25 protein-coding genes and 1 riboswitch are annotated in these 24,319 nt (G+C 72.1%); of the genes, 17 read left to right on the top strand and 8 right to left on the bottom strand.

What is annotated here, in order from left to right; genetic code table 11:
* Positions 1 to 15: 15 nt before the first annotated feature.
* Positions 16 to 639: an ArsR/SmtB family transcription factor gene (locus tag ACFYXU_RS12170; protein WP_389407092.1), complete on the bottom strand. Its 624-nt coding sequence runs from the start codon at positions 637 to 639 to the stop codon at positions 16 to 18.
* Between the two features lie 93 nt (positions 640 to 732).
* The gene (locus ACFYXU_RS12165; protein ID WP_329851084.1) at positions 733 to 1,200 is read right to left on the bottom strand and encodes an Lrp/AsnC family transcriptional regulator; all 468 of its coding nucleotides are present in this window, start codon (positions 1,198 to 1,200) and stop codon (positions 733 to 735) included.
* Positions 1,201 to 1,321: 121 nt separating this feature from the next.
* On the opposite strand from ACFYXU_RS12165, the gene hppD reads away from it, so the two are divergent.
* Positions 1,322 to 2,467, top strand: a complete 1,146-nt coding sequence (hppD, locus tag ACFYXU_RS12160; RefSeq protein ID WP_376507990.1) for a 4-hydroxyphenylpyruvate dioxygenase — start codon at positions 1,322 to 1,324, stop codon at positions 2,465 to 2,467.
* A gap of 373 nt (positions 2,468 to 2,840) precedes the next feature.
* Here the strand turns inward: hppD and ACFYXU_RS12155 are convergent, their stop codons facing one another.
* The gene (locus tag ACFYXU_RS12155; protein ID WP_389407093.1) at positions 2,841 to 4,424 is read right to left on the bottom strand and encodes a tetratricopeptide repeat protein; all 1,584 of its coding nucleotides are present in this window, start codon (positions 4,422 to 4,424) and stop codon (positions 2,841 to 2,843) included.
* Between the two features lie 98 nt (positions 4,425 to 4,522).
* Here ACFYXU_RS12155 and ACFYXU_RS12150 point away from each other — a divergent pair, with 98 nt between their 5' ends.
* Complete coding sequence (locus ACFYXU_RS12150) at positions 4,523 to 5,917, top strand: FAD-linked oxidase C-terminal domain-containing protein (RefSeq protein WP_329851079.1); 1,395 nt, start codon at positions 4,523 to 4,525, stop codon at positions 5,915 to 5,917.
* A gap of 22 nt (positions 5,918 to 5,939) precedes the next feature.
* Here the strand turns inward: ACFYXU_RS12150 and ACFYXU_RS12145 are convergent, their stop codons facing one another.
* Positions 5,940 to 6,431, bottom strand: coding sequence for an SsgA family sporulation/cell division regulator (locus tag ACFYXU_RS12145; protein WP_329851078.1), 492 nt, complete (start codon positions 6,429 to 6,431; stop codon positions 5,940 to 5,942).
* A 355-nt stretch (positions 6,432 to 6,786) separates the two neighbouring features.
* On the opposite strand from ACFYXU_RS12145, the gene ACFYXU_RS12140 reads away from it, so the two are divergent.
* Both ACFYXU_RS12140 and ACFYXU_RS12135 read left to right on the top strand, forming a co-directional pair.
* Positions 6,787 to 8,379, top strand: a complete 1,593-nt coding sequence (locus ACFYXU_RS12140; RefSeq protein ID WP_389407094.1) for an RDD family protein — start codon at positions 6,787 to 6,789, stop codon at positions 8,377 to 8,379.
* A gap of 77 nt (positions 8,380 to 8,456) precedes the next feature.
* Positions 8,457 to 9,272 (top strand): RDD family protein, encoded by an 816-nt coding sequence (locus tag ACFYXU_RS12135; protein ID WP_389407095.1) that lies wholly within the window; start codon positions 8,457 to 8,459, stop codon positions 9,270 to 9,272.
* A gap of 18 nt (positions 9,273 to 9,290) precedes the next feature.
* On the opposite strand, the gene ACFYXU_RS12130 is transcribed toward ACFYXU_RS12135, so the two are convergent.
* Positions 9,291 to 9,548 (bottom strand): hypothetical protein, encoded by a 258-nt coding sequence (locus ACFYXU_RS12130; RefSeq protein WP_361393401.1) that lies wholly within the window; start codon positions 9,546 to 9,548, stop codon positions 9,291 to 9,293.
* Positions 9,549 to 9,875: 327 nt separating this feature from the next.
* Here ACFYXU_RS12130 and ACFYXU_RS12125 point away from each other — a divergent pair, with 327 nt between their 5' ends.
* Together ACFYXU_RS12125 and ACFYXU_RS12120 are read left to right on the top strand one after the other, a co-directional pair.
* On the top strand, positions 9,876 to 12,281 hold the full coding sequence (locus ACFYXU_RS12125) for an immune inhibitor A domain-containing protein (RefSeq protein ID WP_376507994.1): 2,406 nt from the start codon (positions 9,876 to 9,878) through the stop codon (positions 12,279 to 12,281).
* 122 nt (positions 12,282 to 12,403) lie between these two features.
* The gene (locus tag ACFYXU_RS12120; protein ID WP_376507995.1) at positions 12,404 to 12,715 is read left to right on the top strand and encodes a hypothetical protein; all 312 of its coding nucleotides are present in this window, start codon (positions 12,404 to 12,406) and stop codon (positions 12,713 to 12,715) included.
* Positions 12,716 to 12,789: 74 nt separating this feature from the next.
* On the opposite strand, the gene ACFYXU_RS12115 is transcribed toward ACFYXU_RS12120, so the two are convergent.
* Positions 12,790 to 13,389: a nicotinamidase gene (locus ACFYXU_RS12115; RefSeq protein ID WP_389407096.1), complete on the bottom strand. Its 600-nt coding sequence runs from the start codon at positions 13,387 to 13,389 to the stop codon at positions 12,790 to 12,792.
* Between the two features lie 86 nt (positions 13,390 to 13,475).
* A complete protein-coding gene (locus ACFYXU_RS12110; protein ID WP_376507996.1) occupies positions 13,476 to 14,804 on the bottom strand; it encodes a nicotinate phosphoribosyltransferase in 1,329 nt (442 codons plus the stop codon).
* Positions 14,805 to 14,913: 109 nt separating this feature from the next.
* Here ACFYXU_RS12110 and clpS point away from each other — a divergent pair, with 109 nt between their 5' ends.
* The 10 genes from clpS to ACFYXU_RS12060 all read left to right on the top strand — a co-directional run bounded on the left by clpS (position 14,914) and on the right by ACFYXU_RS12060 (position 22,710).
* Positions 14,914 to 15,219: an ATP-dependent Clp protease adapter ClpS gene (gene clpS, locus ACFYXU_RS12105; protein ID WP_329851069.1), complete on the top strand. Its 306-nt coding sequence runs from the start codon at positions 14,914 to 14,916 to the stop codon at positions 15,217 to 15,219.
* On the top strand, positions 15,219 to 15,803 hold the full coding sequence (locus tag ACFYXU_RS12100) for a DUF2017 domain-containing protein (protein WP_329851067.1): 585 nt from the start codon (positions 15,219 to 15,221) through the stop codon (positions 15,801 to 15,803). The genes clpS and ACFYXU_RS12100 overlap by 1 nt, the downstream gene beginning before the upstream one ends.
* A gap of 353 nt (positions 15,804 to 16,156) precedes the next feature.
* Complete coding sequence (locus tag ACFYXU_RS12095) at positions 16,157 to 17,593, top strand: amino acid permease (protein WP_376507997.1); 1,437 nt, start codon at positions 16,157 to 16,159, stop codon at positions 17,591 to 17,593.
* An 84-nt stretch (positions 17,594 to 17,677) separates the two neighbouring features.
* On the top strand, positions 17,678 to 18,103 hold the full coding sequence (locus tag ACFYXU_RS12090; RefSeq protein WP_361393405.1) for a M67 family metallopeptidase: 426 nt from the start codon (positions 17,678 to 17,680) through the stop codon (positions 18,101 to 18,103).
* A 91-nt stretch (positions 18,104 to 18,194) separates the two neighbouring features.
* Positions 18,195 to 18,270, top strand: a riboswitch (cobalamin riboswitch).
* 60 nt (positions 18,271 to 18,330) lie between these two features.
* Entirely contained in the window at positions 18,331 to 19,305 is a 975-nt protein-coding gene (locus tag ACFYXU_RS12085) for an ABC transporter substrate-binding protein (RefSeq protein WP_389407097.1), read from the top strand.
* Positions 19,302 to 20,384, top strand: coding sequence for a FecCD family ABC transporter permease (locus ACFYXU_RS12080; RefSeq protein WP_376507999.1), 1,083 nt, complete (start codon positions 19,302 to 19,304; stop codon positions 20,382 to 20,384). The genes ACFYXU_RS12085 and ACFYXU_RS12080 overlap by 4 nt, the downstream gene beginning before the upstream one ends.
* Positions 20,381 to 21,166: an ABC transporter ATP-binding protein gene (locus ACFYXU_RS12075; RefSeq protein ID WP_389407098.1), complete on the top strand. Its 786-nt coding sequence runs from the start codon at positions 20,381 to 20,383 to the stop codon at positions 21,164 to 21,166. Before ACFYXU_RS12080 ends, ACFYXU_RS12075 begins: the two co-directional genes overlap by 4 nt.
* Before the next feature lie 44 nt (positions 21,167 to 21,210).
* On the top strand, positions 21,211 to 21,384 hold the full coding sequence (locus ACFYXU_RS12070; protein WP_329851060.1) for a putative leader peptide: 174 nt from the start codon (positions 21,211 to 21,213) through the stop codon (positions 21,382 to 21,384).
* A 91-nt stretch (positions 21,385 to 21,475) separates the two neighbouring features.
* Positions 21,476 to 21,754: a MoaD/ThiS family protein gene (locus tag ACFYXU_RS12065; protein WP_329851059.1), complete on the top strand. Its 279-nt coding sequence runs from the start codon at positions 21,476 to 21,478 to the stop codon at positions 21,752 to 21,754.
* Between the two features lie 5 nt (positions 21,755 to 21,759).
* Positions 21,760 to 22,710 carry a cysteine synthase gene (locus ACFYXU_RS12060; protein ID WP_329851058.1) on the top strand — a complete coding sequence of 317 codons (951 nt, stop codon included), beginning with the start codon at positions 21,760 to 21,762 and terminating at the stop codon, positions 22,708 to 22,710.
* 13 nt (positions 22,711 to 22,723) lie between these two features.
* Here the strand turns inward: ACFYXU_RS12060 and ACFYXU_RS12055 are convergent, their stop codons facing one another.
* Entirely contained in the window at positions 22,724 to 23,236 is a 513-nt protein-coding gene (locus ACFYXU_RS12055; protein ID WP_376508001.1) for a type II toxin-antitoxin system PemK/MazF family toxin, read from the bottom strand.
* Between the two features lie 203 nt (positions 23,237 to 23,439).
* Here ACFYXU_RS12055 and ACFYXU_RS12050 point away from each other — a divergent pair, with 203 nt between their 5' ends.
* A complete protein-coding gene (locus ACFYXU_RS12050; protein WP_389407099.1) occupies positions 23,440 to 24,192 on the top strand; it encodes an MBL fold metallo-hydrolase in 753 nt (250 codons plus the stop codon).
* Positions 24,193 to 24,319 lie beyond the last annotated feature (127 nt).

Below are 24,319 nucleotides of genomic sequence, written 5' to 3'. Positions count from 1 at the left end.
TGCGGGTTCCTTCCGTCAGTCGTGCTGCGGGAACGCGTGCAGGTGCATCCGTACGCGGGCGGCGCCCGGCGCGTCGGGGTCGGAGGTCTCGCTGTACTCGTCGATCAGGGCGTGGATCTTCCGGTTCAGCTCGCGCAGCCGGTCGGGCGTGACGTTCAGCCGGAAGTCGCTGAAGTCCGAGGCGCCGTACCACTCCTCGCCCCAGGTGTGACGGGTGGCGACCCAGGTCGACAGCTCCTGGGTGTGGATGGTCGCGATCTCGTGCATGACGACGTCGAGGGCGCCCTGGACCTCGGGGTCGGGGTTCTTGTGGAGCGTCTCGTCGAAGATCGTCCCCCGGTGGACCGCCTTCCACCAGCGCTCCCGGCCCTTGCCGCGCGTCGGGTCGTCCACGATGAAGCCGTGCGCGGCGAGCTGGCGCAGGTGGTAGCTGGTGGCGCCGCTGGACTCGCCGAGCCGCTCGGCGAGCTGGGAGGCGGTGGCGGGGCCGTAGCGGCGCAGGGCGCGCAGCAGCTGGATGCGCAGGGGGTGCGCGATGGCCCGCAGGGAGCGCGGGTCGAGCGTGCGGCTCAGGGGCTCGGCGGGCGCCTGCGGGGCGGCGGGCTCGGGCTGCTCTGACGGGGCTTCGGGCTCGGGCATGGCTCCACCGTAGAGTTGCAAAGGAGTAGTTGCAAGGCTTTCTTTGCAACTACTCCTTTGCAGAGCTCTCTATGGACTTACGGCTCCGCCCGGCTACTCCTGCGCCGCCTGCTCCACCAGCGGGATGATCCGCAGCGGCACCGGGTTCTCCATCACGATCGCCGTGGACGCCCGGACGATCCCCTCGAAGGCCACCACCTTGTCGATCACCCGCTGGAGGTCCGCGTTCGACCGCGCCACGAGCCGGCAGAGCATGTCCCCGTGACCCGTCGTCGTGTGCAGCTCCAGGACCTCCGGCACCGTCGCCAGGTGCCCCCGCACGTCCGCGCCCTGCCCCTGCTTGATCTCCAGGGTCGCGAAGGCCGTCACCGGATAGCCGAGCGCCGCCGGGTCCACCTGCGGCCCGAACCCCCGGATCACCCCGGTCGCCTGGAGCCGGTCGAGACGCGCCTGCACCGTGCCGCGCGCCACCCCCAGACGCCGTGAGGCCTCCAGGACCCCGATGCGCGGCTCCCGCGCGAGCAGCGCGATCAGCCGGCCGTCCAAATGATCGATCGCCACAGCGGCCTCCCCATGGTCAGGATGTACAAGTCGCACGGCCATCCTCGCCGTTCGCTGTACACCTTGACCAGCAGATCAGCGAACTCTTGCGCACCTTGCCGAACGGCGGGACATTGCTGCCATGACTGAGACCATCGATCACACCCCTTCCACCGCGCGTGAGGCCGATCCCTTCCCGGTCAAGGGAATGGACGCGGTCGTCTTCGCCGTCGGCAACGCCAAGCAGGCCGCGCACTACTACTCCACGGCCTTCGGCATGAAGCTGGTCGCCTACTCCGGACCGGAGAACGGCAGCCGCGAGACCGCCAGCTACGTCCTCACCAACGGTGCGGCACGTTTCGTGTTCACCTCCGTCATCAAGGCCGGGACCGACTGGGGCCGCTTCCTCGCGGAGCACGTCGCCGAGCACGGCGACGGCGTCGTCGACCTGGCGATCGAGGTGCCGGACGCCCGCGCCGCGTACGCCTACGCCGTCGAGCACGGCGCCACCGGCATCACCGAGCCGCACGAGGTGAAGGACGAGCACGGCACCGTCGTCCTCGCCGCCATCGCCACCTACGGCAAGACCCGCCACACGCTCGTCGAGCGCTCCGGCTACGACGGCCCCTACCTGCCGGGCTTCGTCTCCGCGAACCCGATCGTCGAGCCGCCGGCCAAGCGCACCTTCCAGGCGATCGACCACTGCGTCGGCAACGTCGAGCTCGGCAGGATGAACGACTGGGTCGGGTTCTACAACAAGGTCATGGGCTTCACGAACATGAAGGAGTTCGTGGGCGACGACATCGCGACCGAGTACTCCGCGCTCATGTCGAAGGTCGTCGCGGACGGCACCCTCAAGGTGAAGTTCCCGATCAACGAGCCGGCGATCGCGAAGAAGAAGTCGCAGATCGACGAGTACCTGGAGTTCTACGGCGGCGCCGGCGTGCAGCACATCGCCCTCGCCACCAACGACATCGTCGCCACCGTGCGCGCGATGCGCGCCGCCGGTGTCTCCTTCCTCGACACCCCCGACTCGTACTACGACACCCTCGGCGAGTGGGCCGGCGAGACGCGCGTGCCCGTCGAGACCCTGCGCGAGCTGAAGATCCTCGTCGACCGCGACGAGGACGGGTACCTGTTGCAGATCTTCACGAAGCCGGTCCAGGACCGTCCGACCGTCTTCTTCGAGATGATCGAGCGGCACGGGTCGATGGGCTTCGGGAAGGGCAACTTCAAGGCGCTGTTCGAGGCGATCGAGCGCGAGCAGGAGAAGCGCGGCAACCTGTAGCGGGCCTGGGGCTCCGCCCCGCGGCTGCGGGCCTTCGCCCCGCCCGTCGCGGGCTCGCGGTCCCGTCGGCCCCGTTGTGGGCAATCGTTCCGCTGGGGCGGAACGGGTGGGCACAACGGGAACGGCGCCCTTGCCGGCGCCAGAGGCTCCTGGGCCTGGACCCGCACCCCTGGCGCAGCACGCCGGCGGTGCGGGTCCAGGCGCAGGACGCGGAGGCGCCGCGAGAGGGCGCCGTCCCGTGTGCCCACCCGTCCCGCCCCAGCGGGACGATTGCCCACACGGGCGTGGGCACCGCCCACCCGGGCGCGGGCCCACCCAGGCGCGGGCCCGCATACGGCGCGGGCTCACACACGGCCGGGGGCCTCCCGGCGGCTCACGCCGAGGAGGCACCGTCCCGGCCAGGGGAAGCACCGTCCCGGCCAGGGGAAGCACCGTCCCGGCCAGGGGAAGCACCGTCCCGGCCAGGGGAAGCACCGTCCCGGCCCAGGGAGGCACCGTCCCGGCCCGGGGAAGCACCGTCCCGACCCGGGGCGCCCTCCCGGCCCGGAGACCCGCCCTCCCCGCCCAGGCCCCCCGCCCGCCCCGGCGCGCGTTCCGGGCGGAGTTCCGGCGGGAGTTCGTCCGGGAGCGCGTCCAGCTCCGCCAGCGACCGCTCCGCAGCCCGTGTGAACAGCGGCGAGAACGCGGGGTTGATCCGCAGCGCCTCCGCCAGATGGCGGCGGGCCGGGCCCCGCTGGTCCAGGGCCCGCTCGATCTCGCCCCGGTGGTACAGGAAGAGCGCGCTCCGCAGCCCCTCCTCCGTGGCCCGTTTCGCGTACCCCAGCGCCTCCTTCGACGCGCCCGAGCGGTGCAGGGCCCAGGCCAGCGCGTCCGCCACCCGCACCGAGCGGTGGCCCCGCGCCCACTCCGCCCGCATCCGGGCGACCGCCGTGGCCGCGTCGCCGTGGTCCGCGTCGAGGAGCCCGAGCGGCACCTCCGCCCCCGTCCAGGCGCCCGTCCGCAGCCGCTCGTACAGGGCCCGCGCGTCCGCCTCCCGTCCCAGCGACTCGGCCAGCTCGCCCGCCTCCAGAACGTACTCCGGCAGCGGCAGCCGGGCCAGCGCCGCGCGCCAGGCGCGCACCGCGTCCTCCGTGCGGCCGAGGGCCGCGAGCGTCCGGGCCCGGCCCGCGAGCGAGGGCCCGTGATCCGGTACGAGCCGCAGCGCCGCCCCGTACTGCCCGAGCGCGTCCTCCGCCTCGCCCCGCTCCCACGCCAGGTCCCCGGCCCGCGCCAGCGCCGCCGCCTTCTCCGGGTCCGTCTCCGCCAGCGCCACCGCGTCCAGCGCCGCCGCGTCGGCGTCCTCGCGCCAGCCCCGGTCGCGGTAGGCCTGCGCGGCCCTGGCCCGTACCACCGCGCCCGCGTGCAGCTTCTCCAGGCTCTCCATCGCCTTCTGCGCCGCCGGATAGTCGCCGAGCCCGTTGTAGGCGTCGATCAGGACCGGGTAGACCGGCCACCGGCGCGGATCCGCCTTCCTCACCCGCTCGCCCAGGTCCCGGGCCGTCGCCCAGTCGCCCCGCGCCCCGGCGAGCGCCCCGAGCCCGAGCTCCGCCGCCGGGTTCCCCCGGGCGGCGGGCCGTTCGGCGAGCGAGCGGCGCAGCGCCCGCTCGGCCCGCGGATAGTCCCGTACGTCCCCGAGCCGGCTGCCCCGCTCCGTGTACGCCGCGCCCAGCTCCGCCCAGGACGCCTCGTCGTCCGGATGTGCCCGCAGCCACCGCTCCCGGTCGGCGATCAGCGCGGCCAGGTCCGGGAGCGCCGCCTGCGCGCCCGCGTGCGCCGCGATCACCGCCCGCTCCGCGGGCCCGGGCGGGGCCGGCGGGCCCTGGCCGGTCCACTCGGGCAGGTACAGCAGCGCCGTCGCCGCGAGCACCGCGCCCACCCCGGCGGCGAGGACCGTCCTCGACACGTTCTCGGTCTTCATGGCGCTCACTGTGCGCCCGCGCCCCCCTGTACGAAGAGCACACGAAGCGCCCGCTCCGGCGGGTTCACACCGATGGCGGCGGGTGCCACGCTGGAGACATGGACGATCTTCAGCAGGACGATCCCAGGGCGCGGCTGCACTCCGCGCTGCTCGCCGGACTCCCCGCCGAGGCGCTGCTCACCGACCCCGACGTGACCGGCTCCTACGCGCGCGACATGGCGAGTTTCTGCGCGGCCGGCACCCCCGCGGCCGTCGTGCTCCCGCGCACGGTCGAGCAGGTCCGGCACGTCATGCGCACCGCGACCGAACTCCGCGTCCCCGTGGTCCCGCAGGGCGCCCGCACGGGCCTGTCGGGGGGCGCCAACGCCTCCGACGGCTGCATCGTGCTCTCCCTCGTGAAGATGGACCGCATCCTGGAGATCAACCCGGTCGACCGGATCGCCGTCGTCGAACCGGGCGTCGTCAACGCCGTGCTGTCCCGCGCCGTCGCCGAACACGGCCTGTACTACCCGCCGGACCCGTCCAGCTGGGAGACCTGCACGATCGGCGGGAACATCGGCACCGCCTCCGGCGGCCTGTGCTGCGTCAAGTACGGCGTCACCGCCGAGTACGTCCTCGGCCTCGACGTCGTCCTCGCCGACGGGCGGCTCCTGCGCACCGGCCGGCGCACGGCCAAGGGCGTCGCCGGATACGACCTGACCCGGCTCTTCGTCGGCTCGGAGGGCAGCCTCGGCATCGTCGTCGGAGCCGTCCTCGCGCTCAGGCCGCAGCCGCCCGCGCAGCTCGCGCTCGCCGCCGAGTTCCCCTCCGCTGCCGCCGCCTGCGAGGCCGTCTGCGCGATCATGGAGCGCGGCCACACCCCCTCGCTGCTCGAACTCATGGACCGCACCACCGTCCAGGCGGTCAACAGGATGGCGCGGATGGGGCTGCCGGACTCCACCGAGGCGCTGCTCCTGTGCGCCTTCGACACCCCGGACCCGGCCGCCGACCTGGCCGCCGTCGGGGAGCTGTGCGCGGCGGCGGGCGCCACGGAGGTCGTCCCGGCCGCGGACGCCGCCGAGTCCGAACTCCTCCTCCAGGCACGCCGGCTCGCCCTCACCGCGCTGGAGACCATCAAGTCGGCGACGATGATCGACGACGTGTGCGTGCCGAGGACGCGGCTCGCCGAGATGCTCGACGGCACGGCGGCGATCGCGGAGAAGTACCACCTGACCATCGGCGTCTGCGCGCACGCGGGCGACGGCAACACCCACCCCGTCGTCTGCTTCGACCACACCGACGAGGACGAGTCGCGCCGGGCGCGGGAGTCCTTCGACGAGATCATGGCGCTCGGGCTCGCCCTGGGCGGCACGATCACCGGCGAGCACGGCGTGGGCGTCCTCAAGAAGGAGTGGCTGGCGCGGGAGCTGGGGCCGGTCGGCCTGGAGTTGCAGCGCGGCATCAAGGCCACCTTCGACCCGCTGGGGCTGCTCAACCCCGGAAAGCTCTTCTGACGCCGCGTCCCGACGTACGAGCTCACAGCTCGCCGTCCTGGGACTCGTCCGACGGCCACGGGTCGCGCAGCCACAGCTCGTCGGCGGCCACGGTGGTCGCCAGGATCTCGGCGAGCCCGTCGTCGATGCCGAGGCGCTCGGACTCGGTGCCCGGCGGCACCGCGCGCAGGGTCCGCTCCAGCCAGGCGGACACCTGCGCGGACGGTGCTTCGAGCAGCGCGTCGCCGTCGGGGGAGGAGAGGGCCATCAGGATGACGTTGCGGCCGTCGACCTTCGTGGGCCAGATCCGGACGTCCCCGTGGCCGCAGGCCCGGAAGACGCCCTCGACGAGCAGTTCGCGCGCGAAGGTCCAGTGGACCGGGTGGTCGGTGCCGACGTGGAAGGTGACGTGGACGGCGTACGGGTCGCCGGTCCGGTAGGCGAGCCGGGCGGGGACGGGGACGGAACGCTCGGGCGACAGCACCAGCTTCAGCTCCAGCTCGCGCTCGACGGTGGTGTGGTCGGTGTTCTGCATGTCCTGCTCCTTCTCGCGGGGTCCCGGACGGGCCTTCACCTGGAGAGAGCGGGGTGGAGGCGGTTCATGACGCGACTTCGGGAAATTTTTTCCGGGAAGTTCTTCCGCGGTGTTTCCGGCCGGGGAGGTCCGGGGAGGTCCGGGGAGGCCTTCCGGGCGGTCCGAAGGACGGATGTCCCGGCCCGAACATCACCGGGAGTGATCGATTCCGGTACGTGTCTCCCCGAAGGCGGGCTTTCTCGCGGGCTCCTTGTCCCCTGGGGGGACGTTCTTCGTTACTGTCCTCCTTGGGCACGGCACGCCCGGCGAGCGGCCGTGCGGACCAAAGGCGTTGTGACTGAACGGAGTCGGGGCAGTGGCTACTCCTCCTGGAGGCGGCGGAGAGGTACCGCAGCCGGGGTACTACCCGGACCCGTCCATTCCCGGATACATCCGGTTCTGGAACGGGGGCGCGTGGGTGCCCGGCACGAGTCGGCCCGCCCCGTCGGACGGCGAGGTTCCGCCCGGTCCGCCCGCCTCGGCGATCCCGGCGGGCCCGATCCTCGCCTCCGGCCCGGCCCCGGCCCCGGTCGCGGCGCCCGCCCGGGCGGTGGAGACCCCGGCGGCCTTCGCGGAGCCCGAGCCGCAGCGGCAGCCCCCGTCGCAGCCGTATCCCCCGTCGCAGGCGCAGCCTCAGCCCCAACCCCCGTCGCAGCCCCAGCCCCAGGCCCCCTCCCAGCCGGCGCCGCAGTCCGCCGCGCACCAGGCGCCCGCCGCCGCGCACCTCCCGGCCCAGGCGCAGGCACCCGTACCCGTCCAAGCTCAGGCATCCGCCCCCGTACCGGTCCAGGGCCAGGCGCAGGCGCCCGTGCCCGCGGTGGAGGAGACCGGGCCCGTCTTCTTCGACGAGGAGCCGCTCGCTCCCGAGCCCGCCTCGGCCTGGCAGGCGGACTCCGCCCGGCAGACCGGATTCGGCGGCGACCTCGACCAGAAGGTCTCCTGGGGCGCGCCGCGCACGCCCGATCCGCGCACCCCCGCCGAGTGGCCGGTCGCGGGCGGCAGCGAGCCGGAGGAGGCGCGGGCCGCCGCTCCGGCGCCCGCCGCCGACCCCCGGGTGCCGGGGGGAGCGGCCCGCCTCGGGGGCATGCCCGTCACCCCGATCCCGACGCCGTCCCCCGCACCGCGGCCCCAGAACCAGCCCCAGCCGGAGCCGCAGCCCCGACCGGCCCCCGCGGCGGCGGCCCCCGCCCCGGCCCCCGCCCCGGCTCCCGTACCCGTACAGACCCCCGCGCCCACCCCGGCCCCGGCGCCCGCCCCCGCCCCGGTGACGCCGGCCGCGCAGTCCACGCCGTCCGCGCCCTCGTGGGCCCAGCAGCAGGCCCAGCCCCAGCAGCCCCAGCCCCAGTCGCAGGAGCACCAGCCGCCCGTCGTCCCGTGGAAGCCGCCCGTCGAGGACGTCTTCCAGCAGGCGGCCCGCGAGCAGGCCTCCGCCCGCCCCGCGGGGCTCGGCCGGCGCTTGGTCGCCCGGCTGATCGACGGCATCGTCCTGGGCGCGCTGGTCGGCGCGGCCGCCGTGCCCTTCGTGACCGCCGCCGTCGACCACATCGAGGGCAAGATCGAGGAGGCCCGGCAGTCCGGCACCACCGTCCAGGTCTGGCTGCTCGACTCGACGACCTCCGTGCAGTTCGGCATCGTGCTCGCCTCGCTGTTCGTCATCGGGATCCTGTACGAGGCGCTGCCCACCGCCAAGTGGGGCCGCACGCTCGGCAAGAAGCTGTGCGGCCTCGAAGTGCGGGACATCGAGTCGCACCAGCCGCCGACCTTCGGGAAGGCGCTCCGCCGCTGGTTCGTCTACAGCGTGCTCGGTCTCCTGGTGATCGGTGTCCTCAACGTCCTGTGGTGCCTCTTCGACCGCCCCTGGCGCCAGTGCTGGCACGACAAGGCGGCGGGCACGTTCGTCGCGCGCTGAGGCGCCGCAGGGAGGGCCGTCCCCCGAACGGGCGGTGATTCCTTGCGGGGCCGTCCCGCCCGGGATGCACTGCCCCCATGAGCACCGACCAGCCGCCGCCCGAGCCGCCGCCCGAGGACGACCCGTTCAGCAAGCGGCCCCCCGAGCCGCCGCAGGAGCCGCCGCCGGGAGGTCCGCCGCCGTCGGGTCCGCCGCCGGGAGGAGCCCCGCCGCCGGGAGGTCCGCCGCCGTCGGGTCCGCCGCCGGGAGGAGCCCCGCCGCCGGGAGGCGCGCAGCCCCCCGGAGGCCCGCCCCCCGGTGGCCCGCCGCCTCCGGGCAACCCGTACGGCTCCCCGTACGACAACAACATGCCCCCGCCCCCGCCCCCGTACGGCGGTGGCTACGGCGGCGGTTACGGCGGGGCCGATCCGCTCACCGGGATGCCGCCGCTCGCGGACACCGGGCGCCGGGTCCTCGCGCGGCTCATCGACTGGGTGATCGTCGCGGTGCCCCTCGCGATCATCGGCATCCCGTTCGACATCTACCGGCGGGCGACCGAGGACGGCAACGACTTCGGGGACACGGTCAACAGCCTCAACGGCGGCAGTCAGCTGGTCTTCCAGCTCATCACGATCGTCGCGTACGTCGCCTACGACACCGTGCTGACGGCCAGGAACGGCCGGACCGTCGGCAAGAAGCTGATGAAGCTGCGGGTCGCGATGCTCAACGACGGGTCGACGCCCCCGATGAGCCAGTCGCTGCTGCGGGCCGTCGTGCTCTGGCTGCCGGCGCTCATCTGCTGCGCCTGCCTGTGGCCGCTGCTCATCCTGATCCTGATCCTGGTCGACAAGCCCTACAAGCAGGGTCTGCACGACAAGGCGGCGAAGACGGTGGTCGTCAGCGTCCCGCAGTGAGCCGGAAGGGACGAAGCGTCACGAACCGATCCGGGTATCGGCCCCCGCGCCCACGCGCTCGGCCGGCACCCGGATCTCTTCGTCGACGGGGGTATTGACGGGCCGCGCGCGCCCCGGCATCGTCACCGCCACGAGCGTGCCGAGCAGCAGGCCCGCGGCGCAGATCACCGCGATGCCCAGGGTCGTCGTCGTGCCGGAGAGCAGCAGCAGGGCGACGGTCGCGAGGACGACGGTGGCCGAACCGTAGGTGAGCTGTGCGGCGTTCGGACGCTGCATGACGAGTACCGCCCCTCAAGACTTCGGTTCGACTCTACGACGGTGGATGCCCGGGCGGTGTGACGGGTAAGCGTGACCTCACCCACGCCGCAGGTGCACGGGGGGCGCACGGGGTCACGGAATCGTCAAACTTCCTTCACGGTGCGCCCGCCGGATGTTCGATTATCGGAAACCAGCGCCCGCATAGTGCAGTTGACCCGTGCAAGTCAAGATCTGTCTTTTCTCGCGGCACTCCGGTCGAATGTCGTCACTTGTGACGCGCGACCCCGCCGGACGGACACCCCACCTTCGGTCCGAGAGCGCGGGCGCCGGGGAGGACAACATCAAGTGACCAACAGACGACGGGCCATAGCGTCCGCAGTCGTCGTGGCGCTCGCGGCCACCGCCGCCTCCGCTTCGACGTTCACCACCGCATGGGCGGACACCAAGGGTCCGGGGGTGCCGGCAGGCATCCAGACCGTCGACAAGACGACGGTCGACCACGACCTCGAAGGCCCGTACAGCGACCAGCAGGAGCTGCAGCGCAAGGCTGCCCTCGAGCGGGTCATGAACGGGGACGCCAAGGTCGAGAACCGGGGCGGTTCGCAGGTCGTCAAGCTCGGCGCGAAGAAGTACGTCGAGCTCGGCCGCGAGAAGACCGACAAGATCTTCACGATCCTCGTCGAGTTCGGCGACCAGGTGGACAACACCACCCTGGTCGACCGCAAGGACGACGACACGCCGGACCTGAAGCCGAAGTACGGCGGCACGCCCGGCCCGCTGCACAACCGCATCGCCAAGCCCGACCGCAAGAACGACAACTCCACGGCCTGGCAGGCGGACTACAACCAGCAGCACTTCCAGGACCTGTACTTCGGTACCGGCAAGGACAAGCAGGGTCAGCCCAAGCAGTCCCTGAAGACCTACTACGAGCGGACCTCGTCCGGTCGGTACTCGGTCGACGGCAAGGTCTCCGACTGGGTCAAGGTCCCGTACAACGAGGCCCGTTACGGCTCGAACTGGTGCGGTCAGACCAACTGCTCCAACGTCTGGGACACCGTCCGCGACGGTCTCAACGCCTGGGTCGCCGACCAGAAGGCCAAGGGCCAGACCGACGCCCAGATCAAGGCCCAGCTGGCCACGTACGACCAGTGGGACCGTTACGACTTCGACGGCGACGGCAACTTCAACGAGCCCGACGGCTACATCGACCACTTCCAGCTCGTGCACGCGGGCGAGGACGAGTCGGCCGGCGGCGGCGCCGAGGGCAAGAACGCCCTGTGGGCCCACCGCTGGTACGCCTACGGCACCGACGCGGGCAAGACCGGACCGGCGAACAACAAGTCCGGCGGCACCCCGATCGGCAACACCGGCATCTGGGTCGGCGACTACACGATGCAGCCGGAGAACGGCGGCCTCGGCGTCTTCGCCCACGAGTACGGCCACGACCTCGGTCTGCCGGACCACTACGACACCGCGGGCGGCGAGAACTCCACCGGGTTCTGGACCCTCATGTCCTCCGGCTCCTGGCTCGGCCAGGGCAAGGACTCCATCGGTGACCTGCCCGGCGACATGAGCGCCTGGGACAAGCTCCAGCTCGGCTGGCTGAACTACGCCAAGGTCAACGACTGGCAGCGCGGCACCAAGACCACCCACAAGCTGGGCGTCTCGGAGTACAACACCAAGAACCCGCAGGCGCTCGTCGTCGAGCTGCCGAAGAAGCAGGTCACCACGGACATCGTCGCCCCCGCCGAGGGTGCGTCGCAGTGGTGGAGCAACATGGGTGACGACCTCAAGAACACCCTGACCCGCTCCGTCGACCTCACGGGCAAGACGTCCGCCTCCCTGGAGCTCCAGGGCTGGTACGACATCGAGCTGGACTACGACTACCTCTACACCGAGGTGTCGACGGACGGCGGCGCCAACTGGACGGCCCTGAACGGCACCGCCGACGGCGTGCCGATCCCGAAGGACGCGTCCGGCGCCCCGGCGCTGACCGACGTCTCCGGCGGCCACAAGAAGCTCGTCTACGACCTCAACGCGTTCGCGGGCAAGAAGTTCGACCTCCGCTTCCGCTACCAGACGGACGGCGGCGCGGGCGGCAAGGGCTTCACGGCCGACGCCATCACCCTCAAGGCCGACGGTGCCCCCGTCTTCTCGGACAACGCCGAGAACGGTGACAACGGCTGGGTCGGCAAGGGCTTCTCGCGGGTCGGCAAGGGCTTCACGAAGGAGTACGAGCAGTACTACATCGCGGAGAACCGCCAGTACGTCTCGTACGACAGCACCCTCAAGACCGGCCCGTACAACTTCGGTTTCACGGGTGACAAGGCCGGCTGGGTCGAGCACTACGCGTACCAGAACGGTCTGCTCATCTGGAAGTGGGACCTGTCCCAGAAGGACAACAACACCTCCCAGCACCCGGGCGCCGGTCTGGTCCTCCCGATCGACTCGCACCCGAGCCCGCTGAAGTGGGGCAACGGTGAGCTGATGCGCAACCGCGTCCAGGCCTACGACTCGCCCTTCACCATCGCCCGCACGGACGGCTTCCAGCTCCACAACAAGGACGTCGCCACGTGGGTCCCGTCGCAGGCCGGCAACCCGACCTTCGACGACCGCAAGGGCGTCTACTGGTTCGCCGAGAACCCGCGCGCCGGTGTCCAGGTAACTGACACCAACACCAAGATCCAGGTCGTCAAGGAGCCGAAGGATGGCCAGACGATCACGGTTCAGGTCGGTCCCTCGACCAAGTAATTCGTAAAACTGCAGGTCAGATCATGATCGGCCGTCGCCCTCTAGCGGGCGGCGGCCGATCGTGTTTAGGTGCGTCTGACGCAAGTCTTATTGACATCTGATCCACGGGGGAGTGGTTCCGCATGCCCAACGGAGGGTTCTGCAAGCTGCCGGGAGGCAGCGTGGTCGTCGCCATAGGGCTGCCCAGCCCGGCCGGCGACGGCGCCACCGTCCGGTTCCTGGTCCACGCCGCCAACCGTGCCCGCGCCCTGACCCGGCTGCGGAACCTGGGGCTGCGCGCGGTGTACCTCCGGGGCAACAGCCAGCCGCCCACCCCGGACGAGATCACGGCCGTCCTGCACCACCCGGACGGCCTGCTGTGGAGACCCACGCCGGGCGCCGCACAGGAGCTGTGGCACCCGGTCCGGTCCCTCCCGAAGGAGCCGGCGGCCTAGGGCGCGCGCCTCAAGGCCACGACCGGCTTGCCGGTGAGCTGCACGCCCGCCGTCCGGGGCCCCACGCCCGCGCCTCAGGCCACGACCGGCTTGCCGGTGAGCTGCACGCCCGCCGTCCGGAGCTCCTCCAGGGCCCGGTCGATGGTCTCCTTCGCCACGCCGGCCGTCAGGTCGAGCAGGACATGGGTCCGGAAGCCCTCCCGGGCCGCGTCCAGCGCCGTGGCCCGGACGCAGTGGTCGGTCGCGATGCCGACCACGTCGACCTCGGTGACCTCCCGCGCGCGCAGCCAGTCCGCGAGGGTCCGCCCGTTCTCGTCGAACCCCTCGAAGCCGCTGTACGCCGCGGAGTACGCGCCCTTGTCGAAGACGGCGTCGATCGCCCCGCTGGCGACGGCGGGTGCGAAGTTCGGGTGGAAGCCGACGCCCTCCGTGCCGGCCACGCAGTGCACCGGCCAGGAGGACACGTAGTCCGGCTCCTCGCCGGCCGGGGCGAAGTGGGCGCCCGGGTCGACGTGGTGGTCGCGGGTGGCGACGACGTGCCGGTAGGAGGTGCCCGCCGTCTGGCCGACCAGGTCGGTGATGGCGGCGGCGACGTCCGCGCCCCCGGTCACCGCGAGGCTGCCGCCCTCGCAGAAGTCGTTCTGAACGTCCACAACGATCAATGCGCGGTGCATGGCGGGTGTCCTTAGCGCGTCGGAAGGGAGATGTTCGAGCCTAGAGACTTCCCCCTCCGTTCGGGAGGGGGCGTCCCCGAGGACTCCTACACGTACTCGGTCGGCAGGACCGGCTCGCCCCGCGACAGCTGGATCGCCGACATCGGCAGTCCCGCGCGGGCCGTGATGTGCCGGGCGCGGGCGGCCTCCAGCGGCTCGCGGGCCACCACGTCGCCGCCCTTGACCAGCTCCACGAGCAGCTGGTGGTCGGCGAGCTCCGGCGGGACCGGGCCGGTGCCGATGACCTCCGCCTCGGCGGCCCCGGACGCGTCGGGCCTGCGGGCCGCCCACTTGCGCCCGCCGACGGAGGCCTTGCCGCCCACCGACTTCTTGGCCACCGGCACCAGGGGCGCCTTGGGATCGGCCGAGGTGGCGCGGGCGACCAGCTTGTAGACCATCGAGCAGGTCGGGTGGCCGCTGCCGGTGACCAGCTGCGTGCCCACCCCGTACGCGTCGACCGGGGCCGCCGCGAGCGAGGCGATGGCGTACTCGTCGAGGTCCGAGGTGACCACGATCCTGGTGTCCCGGGCGCCCAGCTCGTCGAGCTGCGACCGCACCCGGTGCGCGACCAGGAGCAGGTCGCCGGAGTCGATCCGTACGGCGCCCAGTTCGGGTCCCGCGATCTCGACGGCGGTGCGGACGGCCTCGGCCACGTCATAGGTGTCGACGAGCAGGGTCGTGCCGCGCCCCAGGGAGTCGACCTGGGCCCGGAAGGCGTCCCGCTCGCTGTCGTGGAGCAGGGTGAAGGCGTGCGCGGAGGTCCCGACGGTCGGGATGCCGTACCGGAAGCCGGCCGCGAGGTCCGAGGTGGAGTCGAAGCCGCCGACGTACGCGGCGCGGGAGGCGGCGACGGCCGCCAGCTCGTGGGTGCGGCGGGCGCCCATCTCGATGAGGCGCCGTCCGCCGGCCGCCGCCGACATGCGGGAGGCGGCGGCCGCGATGGCCGAGTCGTGGTTGAGGATGGAGAGGATCACCGTCTCCAGGAGGACGCACTCGGCGAAGGAGCCCTCGACGCGCAGCACGGGGGAGCCGGGGAAGTACACCTCCCCCTCGGGGTAGCCCCAGATGTCTCCGGAGAAGCGGTAGCGGGCGAGCCATTCCAGGGTCGGCTCGTCGACGATGGCCCGCTCCCGCAGGAAGCCCAGGACGGCGGGGTCGAACCGGAAGTTCTCCACGGCGTCGAGCACCCGGCCGACGCCCGCGAGGACGCCGTAGCGGCGCCCCTCGGGCAGCCGCCGGGTGAAGACCTCGAAGACGGAGCGCCGGTCGGCGGTGCCGGCCCGCAGGGCCGCCTGGAGCATGGTCAGCTCGTACTGATCGGTGAAGAGCGCGGTCGACGGCACGTCCACCGGCAGCCCAAGGTCCGCAGCGTTCATGTCGGCGATGCTAGCGCAGAAATCGTCAGAGTGACGAATAGGGGTCCGGCGGATGGGACGGGTGTGCCCGTTTGCGCTACCGCCCCCCAGGGGTGACAACATGGTGTGAGTGAGCGTCGCGCCTATTGAGATCGAACGTACGGAATCGGCCGAGGAGGTCTCCGCGGTCGTCGAACCCGACGTGCCCTGGGTGACCCTCGTGCACAACGATCCGGTCAACCTGATGAGCTACGTCGAGTACGTCTTCCAGATGTACTTCGGATACTCCAAGGACAAGGCGCACAAGCTGATGCTCGACGTTCACCACAAGGGCCGCGCGGTGGTCTCCAGCGGCACCCGCGAGGAGATGGAGCGGGACGTGCAGGCGATGCACGGCTACGGGCTGTGGGCGACGCTCTCCCAGGACCGCTTCTGATGGCCGGGCACTTCGAGCCGATCCCCGGCGGCGGCGCGGCCGTCGCGCTCGACGACGTCGAGATCTCCATCCTCCGCTCCCTCGCCGTCCAGCTCATGGAGCTGATCGGTCCGGGCGACGAGCCCGCCGCGGACGCGGACCCGCTGGCCGCCCTCTTCGCCGAGGGGCCGAGCGAGCCGCCGTCCGACCCCGCCCTCCGGCGCCTCTTCCCCGACGCGTACGGGGACGACAGCGAGGAGCTGCGGTCGGCCGCCTCCGACTTCCGCCGCTACACCGAGAACGACCTGCGGGCCCGCAAGCGCGAGGACGCCCTCGTGGTCGTGCGCGCCCTGGACTCCCTCTCCGCCGAGGCGGCGGGGGAGGGCGGCGCGGTCCTGAAGCTCACCCCGGACGAGTCCCGGGCGTGGCTCGGCGCGCTCAACGACCTCCGGCTGACGATCGGGACCCGCCTGGAGGTCACCGACGACGAGGACAGCGAGCAGCTGTACCGGCTGCCGGACTCCGACCCGCGCAAGCCGATGGTGATGGCGTACCTCTGGCTGGGCGCCCTCCAGGAGTCGCTCGTCGCGACGCTGATGGCCTGATCCCTGCCGGCCTGATCCCTGATCGGCCGACCCCTGAGGGCCCGGCCGAAGGGCTGTTCGCTCAGCGGACGCTCAAATCCGGATAACGAATGCGTTATCAGAGCGTCCGCCTACCCGTCTTGCGCACCTTTTGTCCGTATTTTTTTGTGATGCGCGCCACACCCTACCCGGTCGATCACTCCCCACCCCGTGATAAATCTTCACGACCACTCGGGCACGCCACCCCTGTTCCCGAGGGCGCTGGGGCCGGCTGACCGCCGGTAGCACTCCATCCACATCCGGGGGGATCAGGATCTGATCGCGGCAGACGCACTCGCAGTCGCGCGGATCAGCATGGAGAAAGGCGCACCACCATGACCTCAGTGCAGGTCGACAAGCAGCACGACGGCAATGAGGCCGCGGACTCCGCCTCCGGCGAGGGTTACCACCGGGCGCTCGGCGCCCGGCAGATCCAGATGATCGCGATCGGCGGCGCCATCGGCACCGGGCTCTTCCTGGGGGCCGGCAAGGGCATCTCCATCGCGGGACCCAGTCTGATCCTCGCGTACGCCCTCGCGGGCCTCGTCATCTTCTTCATCATGCGGGCGCTCGGCGAGCTCCTCATGTACCGCCCGGTGTCGGGCTCCTTCTCGGAGTACGCCCGTGAGTTCATCGGCCCGTTCGCGGGCTTCGTGACCGGCTGGACGTACTGGCTCTTCTGGGTCGTCACCGGCATCACCGAGGTCACCGCCGCGGCGACGTACATGACGTACTGGTGGGACATCCCGCAGTGGCTGTCTGCCCTCGTCTTCACCGTGATCCTCTACGGCGCCAACCTGATCTCCGTGAAGCTCTTCGGTGAGCTGGAGTTCTGGTTCTCCATGGTCAAGGTCACCGCGATCGTCGGCATGATCCTGATCTGCGCCGGCATCCTCACCCTCGGCTTCTCCGACGCCGGCGACACCGCCTCCGTCACCCACCTGTGGGACCTCGGCGGCTTCTTCGCGGGCAAGGACGGCATCTTCTCCACCCTGATGACCCTCCAGATGGTCATGTTCGCCTTCCTCGCCGTCGAGCTGGTCGGCGTCACCGCGGGCGAGTCGAAGGACCCGAAGACGGTCCTGCCGAAGGCGATCAACACCGTGCCGTGGCGCATCGCCGTCTTCTACGTCGGCGCGCTGATCATGATCCTGTCGGTCGTCCCGTGGACCGAGTTCAAGCCCGGCGTCTCCCCGTTCGTCGCGGCCTTCGAGAAGATGGGCCTCGGCATCGGCGCCGCCATCGTCAACTTCGTCGTCCTGACGGCCGCCCTGTCCTCCTGCAACTCGGGCATGTACTCCACCGGCCGCATGCTGCGCGACCTCGCGCTCAACGGCCAGGGCCCGAAGGTCTTCACCCGGCTCACGAGGTCCGGCACCCCGCTGGTCGGCACCACGGTCTCGGCCGCGCTGATGATGGTCGGCGTCTGGATCAACTACCAGTGGCCCGGCGAGGCGTTCAACTACGTCGTCTCCTTCGCCACCATCTCCGGCATGTGGGCCTGGATCGTCATCCTGATCTGCCAGATCCGCTACCGCCTCAAGGCCGACCGGGGCGAGCTGCCCCACTCCTCCTTCAAGGCGCCGGGTGGCATCTGGTTCAGCATCCTGTCGCTCGCCTTCATCGGCCTGGTCGTCGTGACCATGGGCATGGACAAGGACAACCGGGTCGCGCTCTACGGCGCGCCGGTCTGGGGCCTGATCCTCGCCGTCGCGTACCTGGTCCTCAAGGCCCGCAACCCCCAGGGCGCGGCCTTCGTCAAGCGCGCCTGACGCCCCGACCTGGCACGTCTCAGCATCCGGGCCGTTCCGTACCACTTCTCGGTACGGAACGGCCCGTCTGCTTATCCTGTCGGCATGCTGACCATCACCCGGGCCCTGTACGACCAGATCGTGGAGCACTCCCGAGCGGACCACCCCGACGAGGCCTGCGGCGTGGTCGCGGGACCGGTCGGCACCGGACGCCCCGAGCGGTTCATCCCGATGCTGAACGCCGCCCGCTCGCCCACCTTCTACGAGTTCGACTCCGCGGACCTGCTCAAGCTCTACCGCGAGATGGACGACCGGGACGAGGAGCCCGTCATCGTCTACCACTCGCACACCGCGACCGAGGCCTACCCGTCCCGCACCGACATCACGTACGCCAACGAGCCCCAGGCTCACTACGTCCTGGTCTCCACCGCCGACACCGACGCCGCCGGCCCCTTCCAGTTCCGCTCCTTCTCGATCGTCGAGGGCGTCGTGACCGAGGAAGAGGTCGAGATCGTCGAGGCCTACGCGTAGGAGACCGACCGCGGGCGGAGCACCACCCGCGCGGAGCGAGCCGTCCCGGCCCGGGTGAGACACTGACCGGGACCGAACGGGCGGCAGGACCCAGGAAGCCGGTGCGAATCCGGCACGGTCCCGCCACTGTGACCGCCTCCCCACGGGGAGGCGGAAGCCAGGAACTGACCTGCCGCCTCCCACCACCGATCGGGGACGTGGAAATCCCCGGAGGAGGCCCTGCCGCCATGTTCCGGCGCCGCTCGCTGCTGTCCGCAGCCGCCCTCGTCCCGCTGCTCGCCGCCTGCTCGGCCGCCCCCGAGGCCGCCGCCCCGCCCGCGAAGCCCGCGCCGGGATTCCCGTACACCGTCACCAACTGCGGGGTGACGACGACCTACCAGGCCCCGCCGCGGCGCGCCGTCACCATGAACCAGCACGTCACCGAGGTCATGCTCGCCCTCGGCCTGGAGAAGTCGCTGGCCGGCACCGCCTACCTCGACGACGCGATCCTCCCCGCGTACGAGAAGGCCTACGACACCGTCCCCGTCCTCGCGAAGGAGTACCCCTCCAAGGAGGCCCTCCTCGCCGCGAACCCCGACTTCGTGTACGGCGGTTACGCCTCCGCCTTCGACGCCAAGGCCGGCCGGAGCCGGGACGACCTGAAGCGCTCCGGGATCGCCACCCGCCTCAACACCGAGTACTGCCCCTCCGGTTCCACCTCCCTCGACGACCTCTACCGCGAAGTCCGCGAGACCGGCCGCACCTTCGGGGTCGCCGACCGCGCCGAGACCTGGATCCGCGGCGCGCGGACCACCGTCGCCGCCACCGAGAAGCGCCTCAAGGGCGTCTCCCCGGTCTCCGTCTTCGTCTACGACAGCGGCGACAAGACCGCCTTCACCGCCGGCGGCAAGGGCATCGGCAACGAGCTCATCACCCGCGCCGGCGGCCGCAACGTCTTCGCCGACCTCGACAAGACCTTCGGCGACGCCACCTGGGAACAGGTCCTCGACCGGCGCCCCGAGGTGATCGTCATCTACGACTACGGCACCACCACCGTCGCCCAGAAGAAGAAGCGGCTCCTCGACGACCCCGCCCTCCAGGACGTACCCGCCGTCAAGAACCGCCGCTTCGCCGTCCTCCCCCTCTCCGACACGGTCCTCGGCGTCCGCGTCCCCGCCGCCGTCGACAAGCTCGCCGCCCAGCTCCACCCCGCCGCCCGGTGACCACCGCCACCGCCGCCCGTCCGGCCCGGACCCCCTCCGGCCCGGACGGGGCCCCGGCCCCCGCGCGCCCCGTCCGCCTCGCCCTCGTCGTCACCGGGCTGCTCCTCGCCCTCGCCGCCGCCTGCCTCGCCGCGCTCGCCCTCGGCTCCGTCCGCATCCCGCCCGGCCAGGTCCTCGACGCCCTCACCGGGCGGGCCGGCCCCTCGCCGTACCGGACGATCGTGCTCGACGTACGGCTGCCCCGGGTCCTCCTCGGCCTCGTCGTCGGCGCCGGGCTCGCCGTCGTCGGCGCCGTCCTCCAGGCCCTCGTGCGCAACCGGCTCGCCGACCCCTTCCTCCTCGGGATCTCCTCCGGCGCCTCCGCCGGAGCCGTCCTCGTCCTCGTCGTCGGCATCGGGGGAGGGGTCACCACGACCGTCGCCCTGCCCACCGGGGCCTTCGCCGGAGCCCTCCTCGCCCTCGTCCTCGTCTACGGGCTCGCCCGCCGCGGCGGGACCATGACCGGCGCCCGGCTCGTCCTCGCCGGAGTCGCCGTCTCCTACATCCTCTCCGCGCTCGCCACCCTGCTCCTCGTCGTCGCCGGACGGCCCGAGCACTTCCAGGAGGCGCTGTACTGGTCGCTCGGCGGCCTCGGCAGCGCCCGCTGGGACACCCTCGCGCTCCCCGCCGCCGTCCTCGTCCTCGGCACCGGCCTGCTCCTCGCCCTCGCCCGCCCCCTCGACCTGCTCCTCACCGGCGAGGAGGGCGCCACCGCCCTCGGCCTCGACACCGCCCGCTTCCGCGCCGCCGTCTTCGTCCTCGCCTCCCTCGTCACCGCCGTCATGGTCGCGGCGAGCGGGGCCGTCGGCTTCGTCGGCCTGATGGCCCCGCACGCCGCCCGCCTCGCCGTCGGCGCCCCGCACCGCAGGCTCCTCCCGGTCGCCGCGCTCGGCGGAGCCCTCGCCCTCGTCCTCGCCGACCTCGCCGCCCGGACCGTCGCCGCTCCCCAGGACATCCCCGTCGGCGTCCTCACCGCCCTCACCGGCGGCCCGTTCTTCCTCTGGCTGATGCGCCGCCGCCCCGAAGGAGCCGCCCTGTGACCGGACTCCGGCTGCACGGCCTCTCCTACGGAGACCGCCTCCGCTCCGTCGACCTCACCGTCCGCCCCGGCGAGACCGTCGGCCTCATCGGGCCCAACGGCAGCGGCAAGACCACCCTCCTGCGTTGCGTCTACGGCACCCTCACCCCCACGGCCGGCCACGCCGCGCTCGACGGCGACGACCTCCGCGCCCTCGGCCCCAAGGCCCGCGCCCGCCGCGTCGCCACCGTCCCCCAGGACAGCGCCACCGGATGCGAACTCACCGTCCGCGAACTCGTCGCCCTCGGCCGCTCCCCGCACAAGCGGTTCTGGGAGGGCGACACCCGCGACGACCACGCGCGCGTGACCGCCGCCGTCGCCCGCGTCGGCCTCACGGACCTCGCCGACCGCCCGTACCCCACCCTGTCCGGCGGCGAACGCCAACGCGCCCTCGTCGCCCGCGCCCTCGTCCAGGACCCGGCCCTCCTCGTCCTCGACGAGCCGACCAACCACCTCGACATCCGGCACCAGCTCGACGTCCTGGCCCTCGTCCGCACCCTGGGCACCACCAACCTGCTCGCCCTCCACGACCTCAACCTCGCGGGGGCGTACTGCGACCGCCTCTACGTGCTGGAGCGCGGCCGGCTCGTCACCGGCGGCACACCGGCCGAGGTCCTCACGCCCGCGCTCCTGGAGGCCGTCTACGGGGTGGAGGCCGAGGTCATCCCGCATCCGCGGACGGGGAGCCCCACCGTCCTCTTCCAGCCCGTTCCGGCAGGCGGTCAGAAATCATCCATCATGTGAGATCACATTCCGAAACCCGGACCGGGAATCGATACGATGAGCCCATGGTTTCCCACGACGTGAGCGAAGAGACTCCGAGCAGCGCCCTGCTCGCCGCGTTCGCTGGCGCCCCCTCCGCCTCCGCTCTGCTCGGAGCCTTCGGAGGCGGAGCGGCACGTCTGCACGTCGACCTGTGCCGCCTCGCCAGCGCGATCTGTACCTCACGCGCCGCGCTCTGAGCGACCGGCCGAGCGTCCGCACCGTACGACCCCCTCCGCGCGGGGCCACAGAAGCGCGCCCGACACGCCACTTCCGACAGGAGCCCACGCCATGGCCATCGAGGTCCGCATCCCGACCATCCTCCGCACCTACACCGACGGCGAGAAGGCCGTCCAGGGCAGCGGCGCCACCCTCTCCGAGCTCTTCGCCGACCTGGAGACGCGCCACGCCGGGATCGAGGCCCGCATCGTCGACGGCGGCAAGCTCCGCCGCTTCGTCAACGTCTACCTGAACGACGAGGACGTCCGCTTCCTGGACGGCATCGACACCAAGCTCACCGACGGCGACAACGTCACGATCCTGCCGGCCGTCGCCGGCGGCATGGTCTGATCCACATGCGTTACGACTCCTCGCTGGCCGCGGTCGGCAACACGCCGCTGGTCCGCCTCCCCCGGCTCTCGCCCTCGGACGACGTCCGCATCTGGGCGAAGCTGGAGGACCGCAACCCGACCGGCTCGGTCAAGGACCGCCCCGCGCTCCACATGATCGAGCAGGCGGAGAAGGACGGCCGCCTCACCCCCGGCTGCACCATCCTGGAGCCGACCAGCGGCAACACCGGCATCTCGCTGGCCATGGCCGCCAAGCTCAAGGGCTACCGCATCGTCTGCGTCATGCCCGAGAACACCAGCGAGGAGCGCCGCCAGCTGCTCGCCATGTGGGGCGCCGAGATCATCTCGTCCCCCGCGGCGGGCGGCTCGAACACCGCCGTACGCGTCGCCAAGGAGCTCTCCGCGGAGAACCCCTCCTGGGTGATGCTCTACCAGTACGGCAACCCCGACAACGCCGGCGCGCACTACGCCACCACCGGCCCGGAGATCCTCACCGATCTCCCCTCCATCACCCACTTCGTGGCCGGCCTCGGCACCACCGGGACCCTGATGGGCGTCGGCCGCTACCTGCGCGAGCACAAGCCCGACGTCAAGATCGTCGCCGCCGAGCCCCGGTACGACGACCTCGTCTACGGCCTGCGCAACCTCGACGAGGGCTTCGTCCCCGAGCTGTACGACGCCTCCGTCCTCACCACCCGCTTCTCGGTCGGCTCCGCCGACGCGGTCACCCGCACCCGCGAACTCCTCCAGCAGGAGGGCATCTTCGCGGGCGTCTCCACCGGCGCGGCCCTGCACGCGGCCATCGGCATGGGCAACAAGGCGGTCAAGGCGGGCGAATCCGCCGACATCGCCTTCGTCGTCGCCGACGGCGGCTGGAAGTACCTCTCCACCGGCCTCTACACGGCCGCGACCACCGAAGAGGCGATCGCGGCGGTCCAGGGCCAGCTCTGGGCGTGACGCCCCCGCACCGCTAACGCGCGAGATGGCGGACCTGGTCCCAGAGGGCCGGGTCCGCCTGCCCCACCCGACGGCGGAAGTCCGGCACCGGTACCTCCCGCAGCTCGTCCGTCTCCAGGAAGCTGGGCCGCCCCTGCGCGTCCCCCACCGAACCCGGCGGCAGCGCGATGACCCCCGGCCGCTCGTCGTGGTACTTGCTGGTGATCTTGGCGACGAGCGCGCTGTCCCCCCGTACGCGCAGCACCAGACACGGCCGGTCCTTCGACCCCGGGCCGTCCTCGAAGGGCACCTCCGCCCACCAGATCTCGGCCGCCCTCGGAGCACGCCCCGGCCGCGCCGGAGCCCTGCCCGGCCGCGCGGGCGCCCTCCCCGGCGCCGACGGCCCGCGCCCCGGCCTCGTCGGCCGCGCCGGCGGCCGCGTCCGGCCCGACGGCCGCCGCCCCGACCGCTTCCGTCCGTCGGCGACCGCCACCACCAGCGCGATCACCACGACCGCGACCAGCGCGGGCCACCACGACGTGTCCATACCTCAAGAAGGTACCGGTGCGCGTCCCACCCCGCCGCAGCGCCCCGGCATCCATCCGAACCGGTGACAGAGCCCGTGAGTTCGCCCACAACGGGCCACCACGAAGGAGCGGCGGGCCCGGGTGCGCCTTACGCTCGACAGACCGCACAGCCTCCCCCTCCCTCAGCGCGCTTCCCGCACCCGTCCACGGAGGTTCTCGCTCCATGAAGCTCACCGTCGTCGGCTGCTCCGGGTCGTTCCCGTCCGCGGAATCGGCCTGTTCGAGCTACCTCGTCGAGGCCGACGGCTTCCGGCTGCTCCTCGACATGGGCAACGGCGCCCTGGGCGAGCTGCAGCGCCACATCGGTCTGTACGACCTCGACGCGATCTTCCTCAGCCATCTGCACGCGGACCACTGCATCGACATGTGCGGGTACTTCGTCGCCCGCTTCTACCGGCACGAGGGCGGGCGCTGCGACGCGATCCCGGTCTACGCGCCGGAGGGTGCCGAGCAGCGGCTGACCACGGCGTACGCCGACACGCCCTCGCCGTCCTCGATGAGCGAGGTCTTCGACTTCCGCACGCTGACGTCGGGCGCCTTCGAGATCGGCCCGTTCTCCGTCCGTACGGAGAAGGTGTGCCATCCGGTCGAGGCGTTCGGCATCCGGGTCGAGCACGCCGGGCGCGCGCTCACGTACTCCGGGGACACCGGGGTCTGCGACGCCCTGGACGACCTCGCCGAGGGCGCCGACCTCTTCCTGTGCGAGGCCTCCTTCACGCACGGCAAGGAGGACGTCCCGGACCTCCACCTCAACGGCCGGGAGGCGGGAGCGCAGGCGACCCGGGCGGGGGTGGGGCGCCTCGTCCTCACGCACATCCCGCCGTGGACGGACGGCGAGCGGAACCTGCGGGACGCGCGAGAGGTGTACGCGGGACCTTCGGAGCTGGCGCGGCCGGGCGCGGTCTACGAGATCTGAGGCCGCGTACGGCGGGGACGGGCGAGGCCCCGGAACCGCGACCCGGGAAGGCCCCGGATACGAGAACGGGGAAGGCCCCGGAACCGTCCTGGTTCCGGGGCCTTCCGTCGTACGGGTCGCCGTACGG

This window comes from Streptomyces sp. NPDC002232, from assembly GCF_042890295.1.
Lineage (GTDB): Bacteria > Actinomycetota > Actinomycetes > Streptomycetales > Streptomycetaceae > Streptomyces.
Note: the sequence above shows the minus strand (reverse complement) of the source record. Positions and strands in the feature narration are given on the sequence as shown.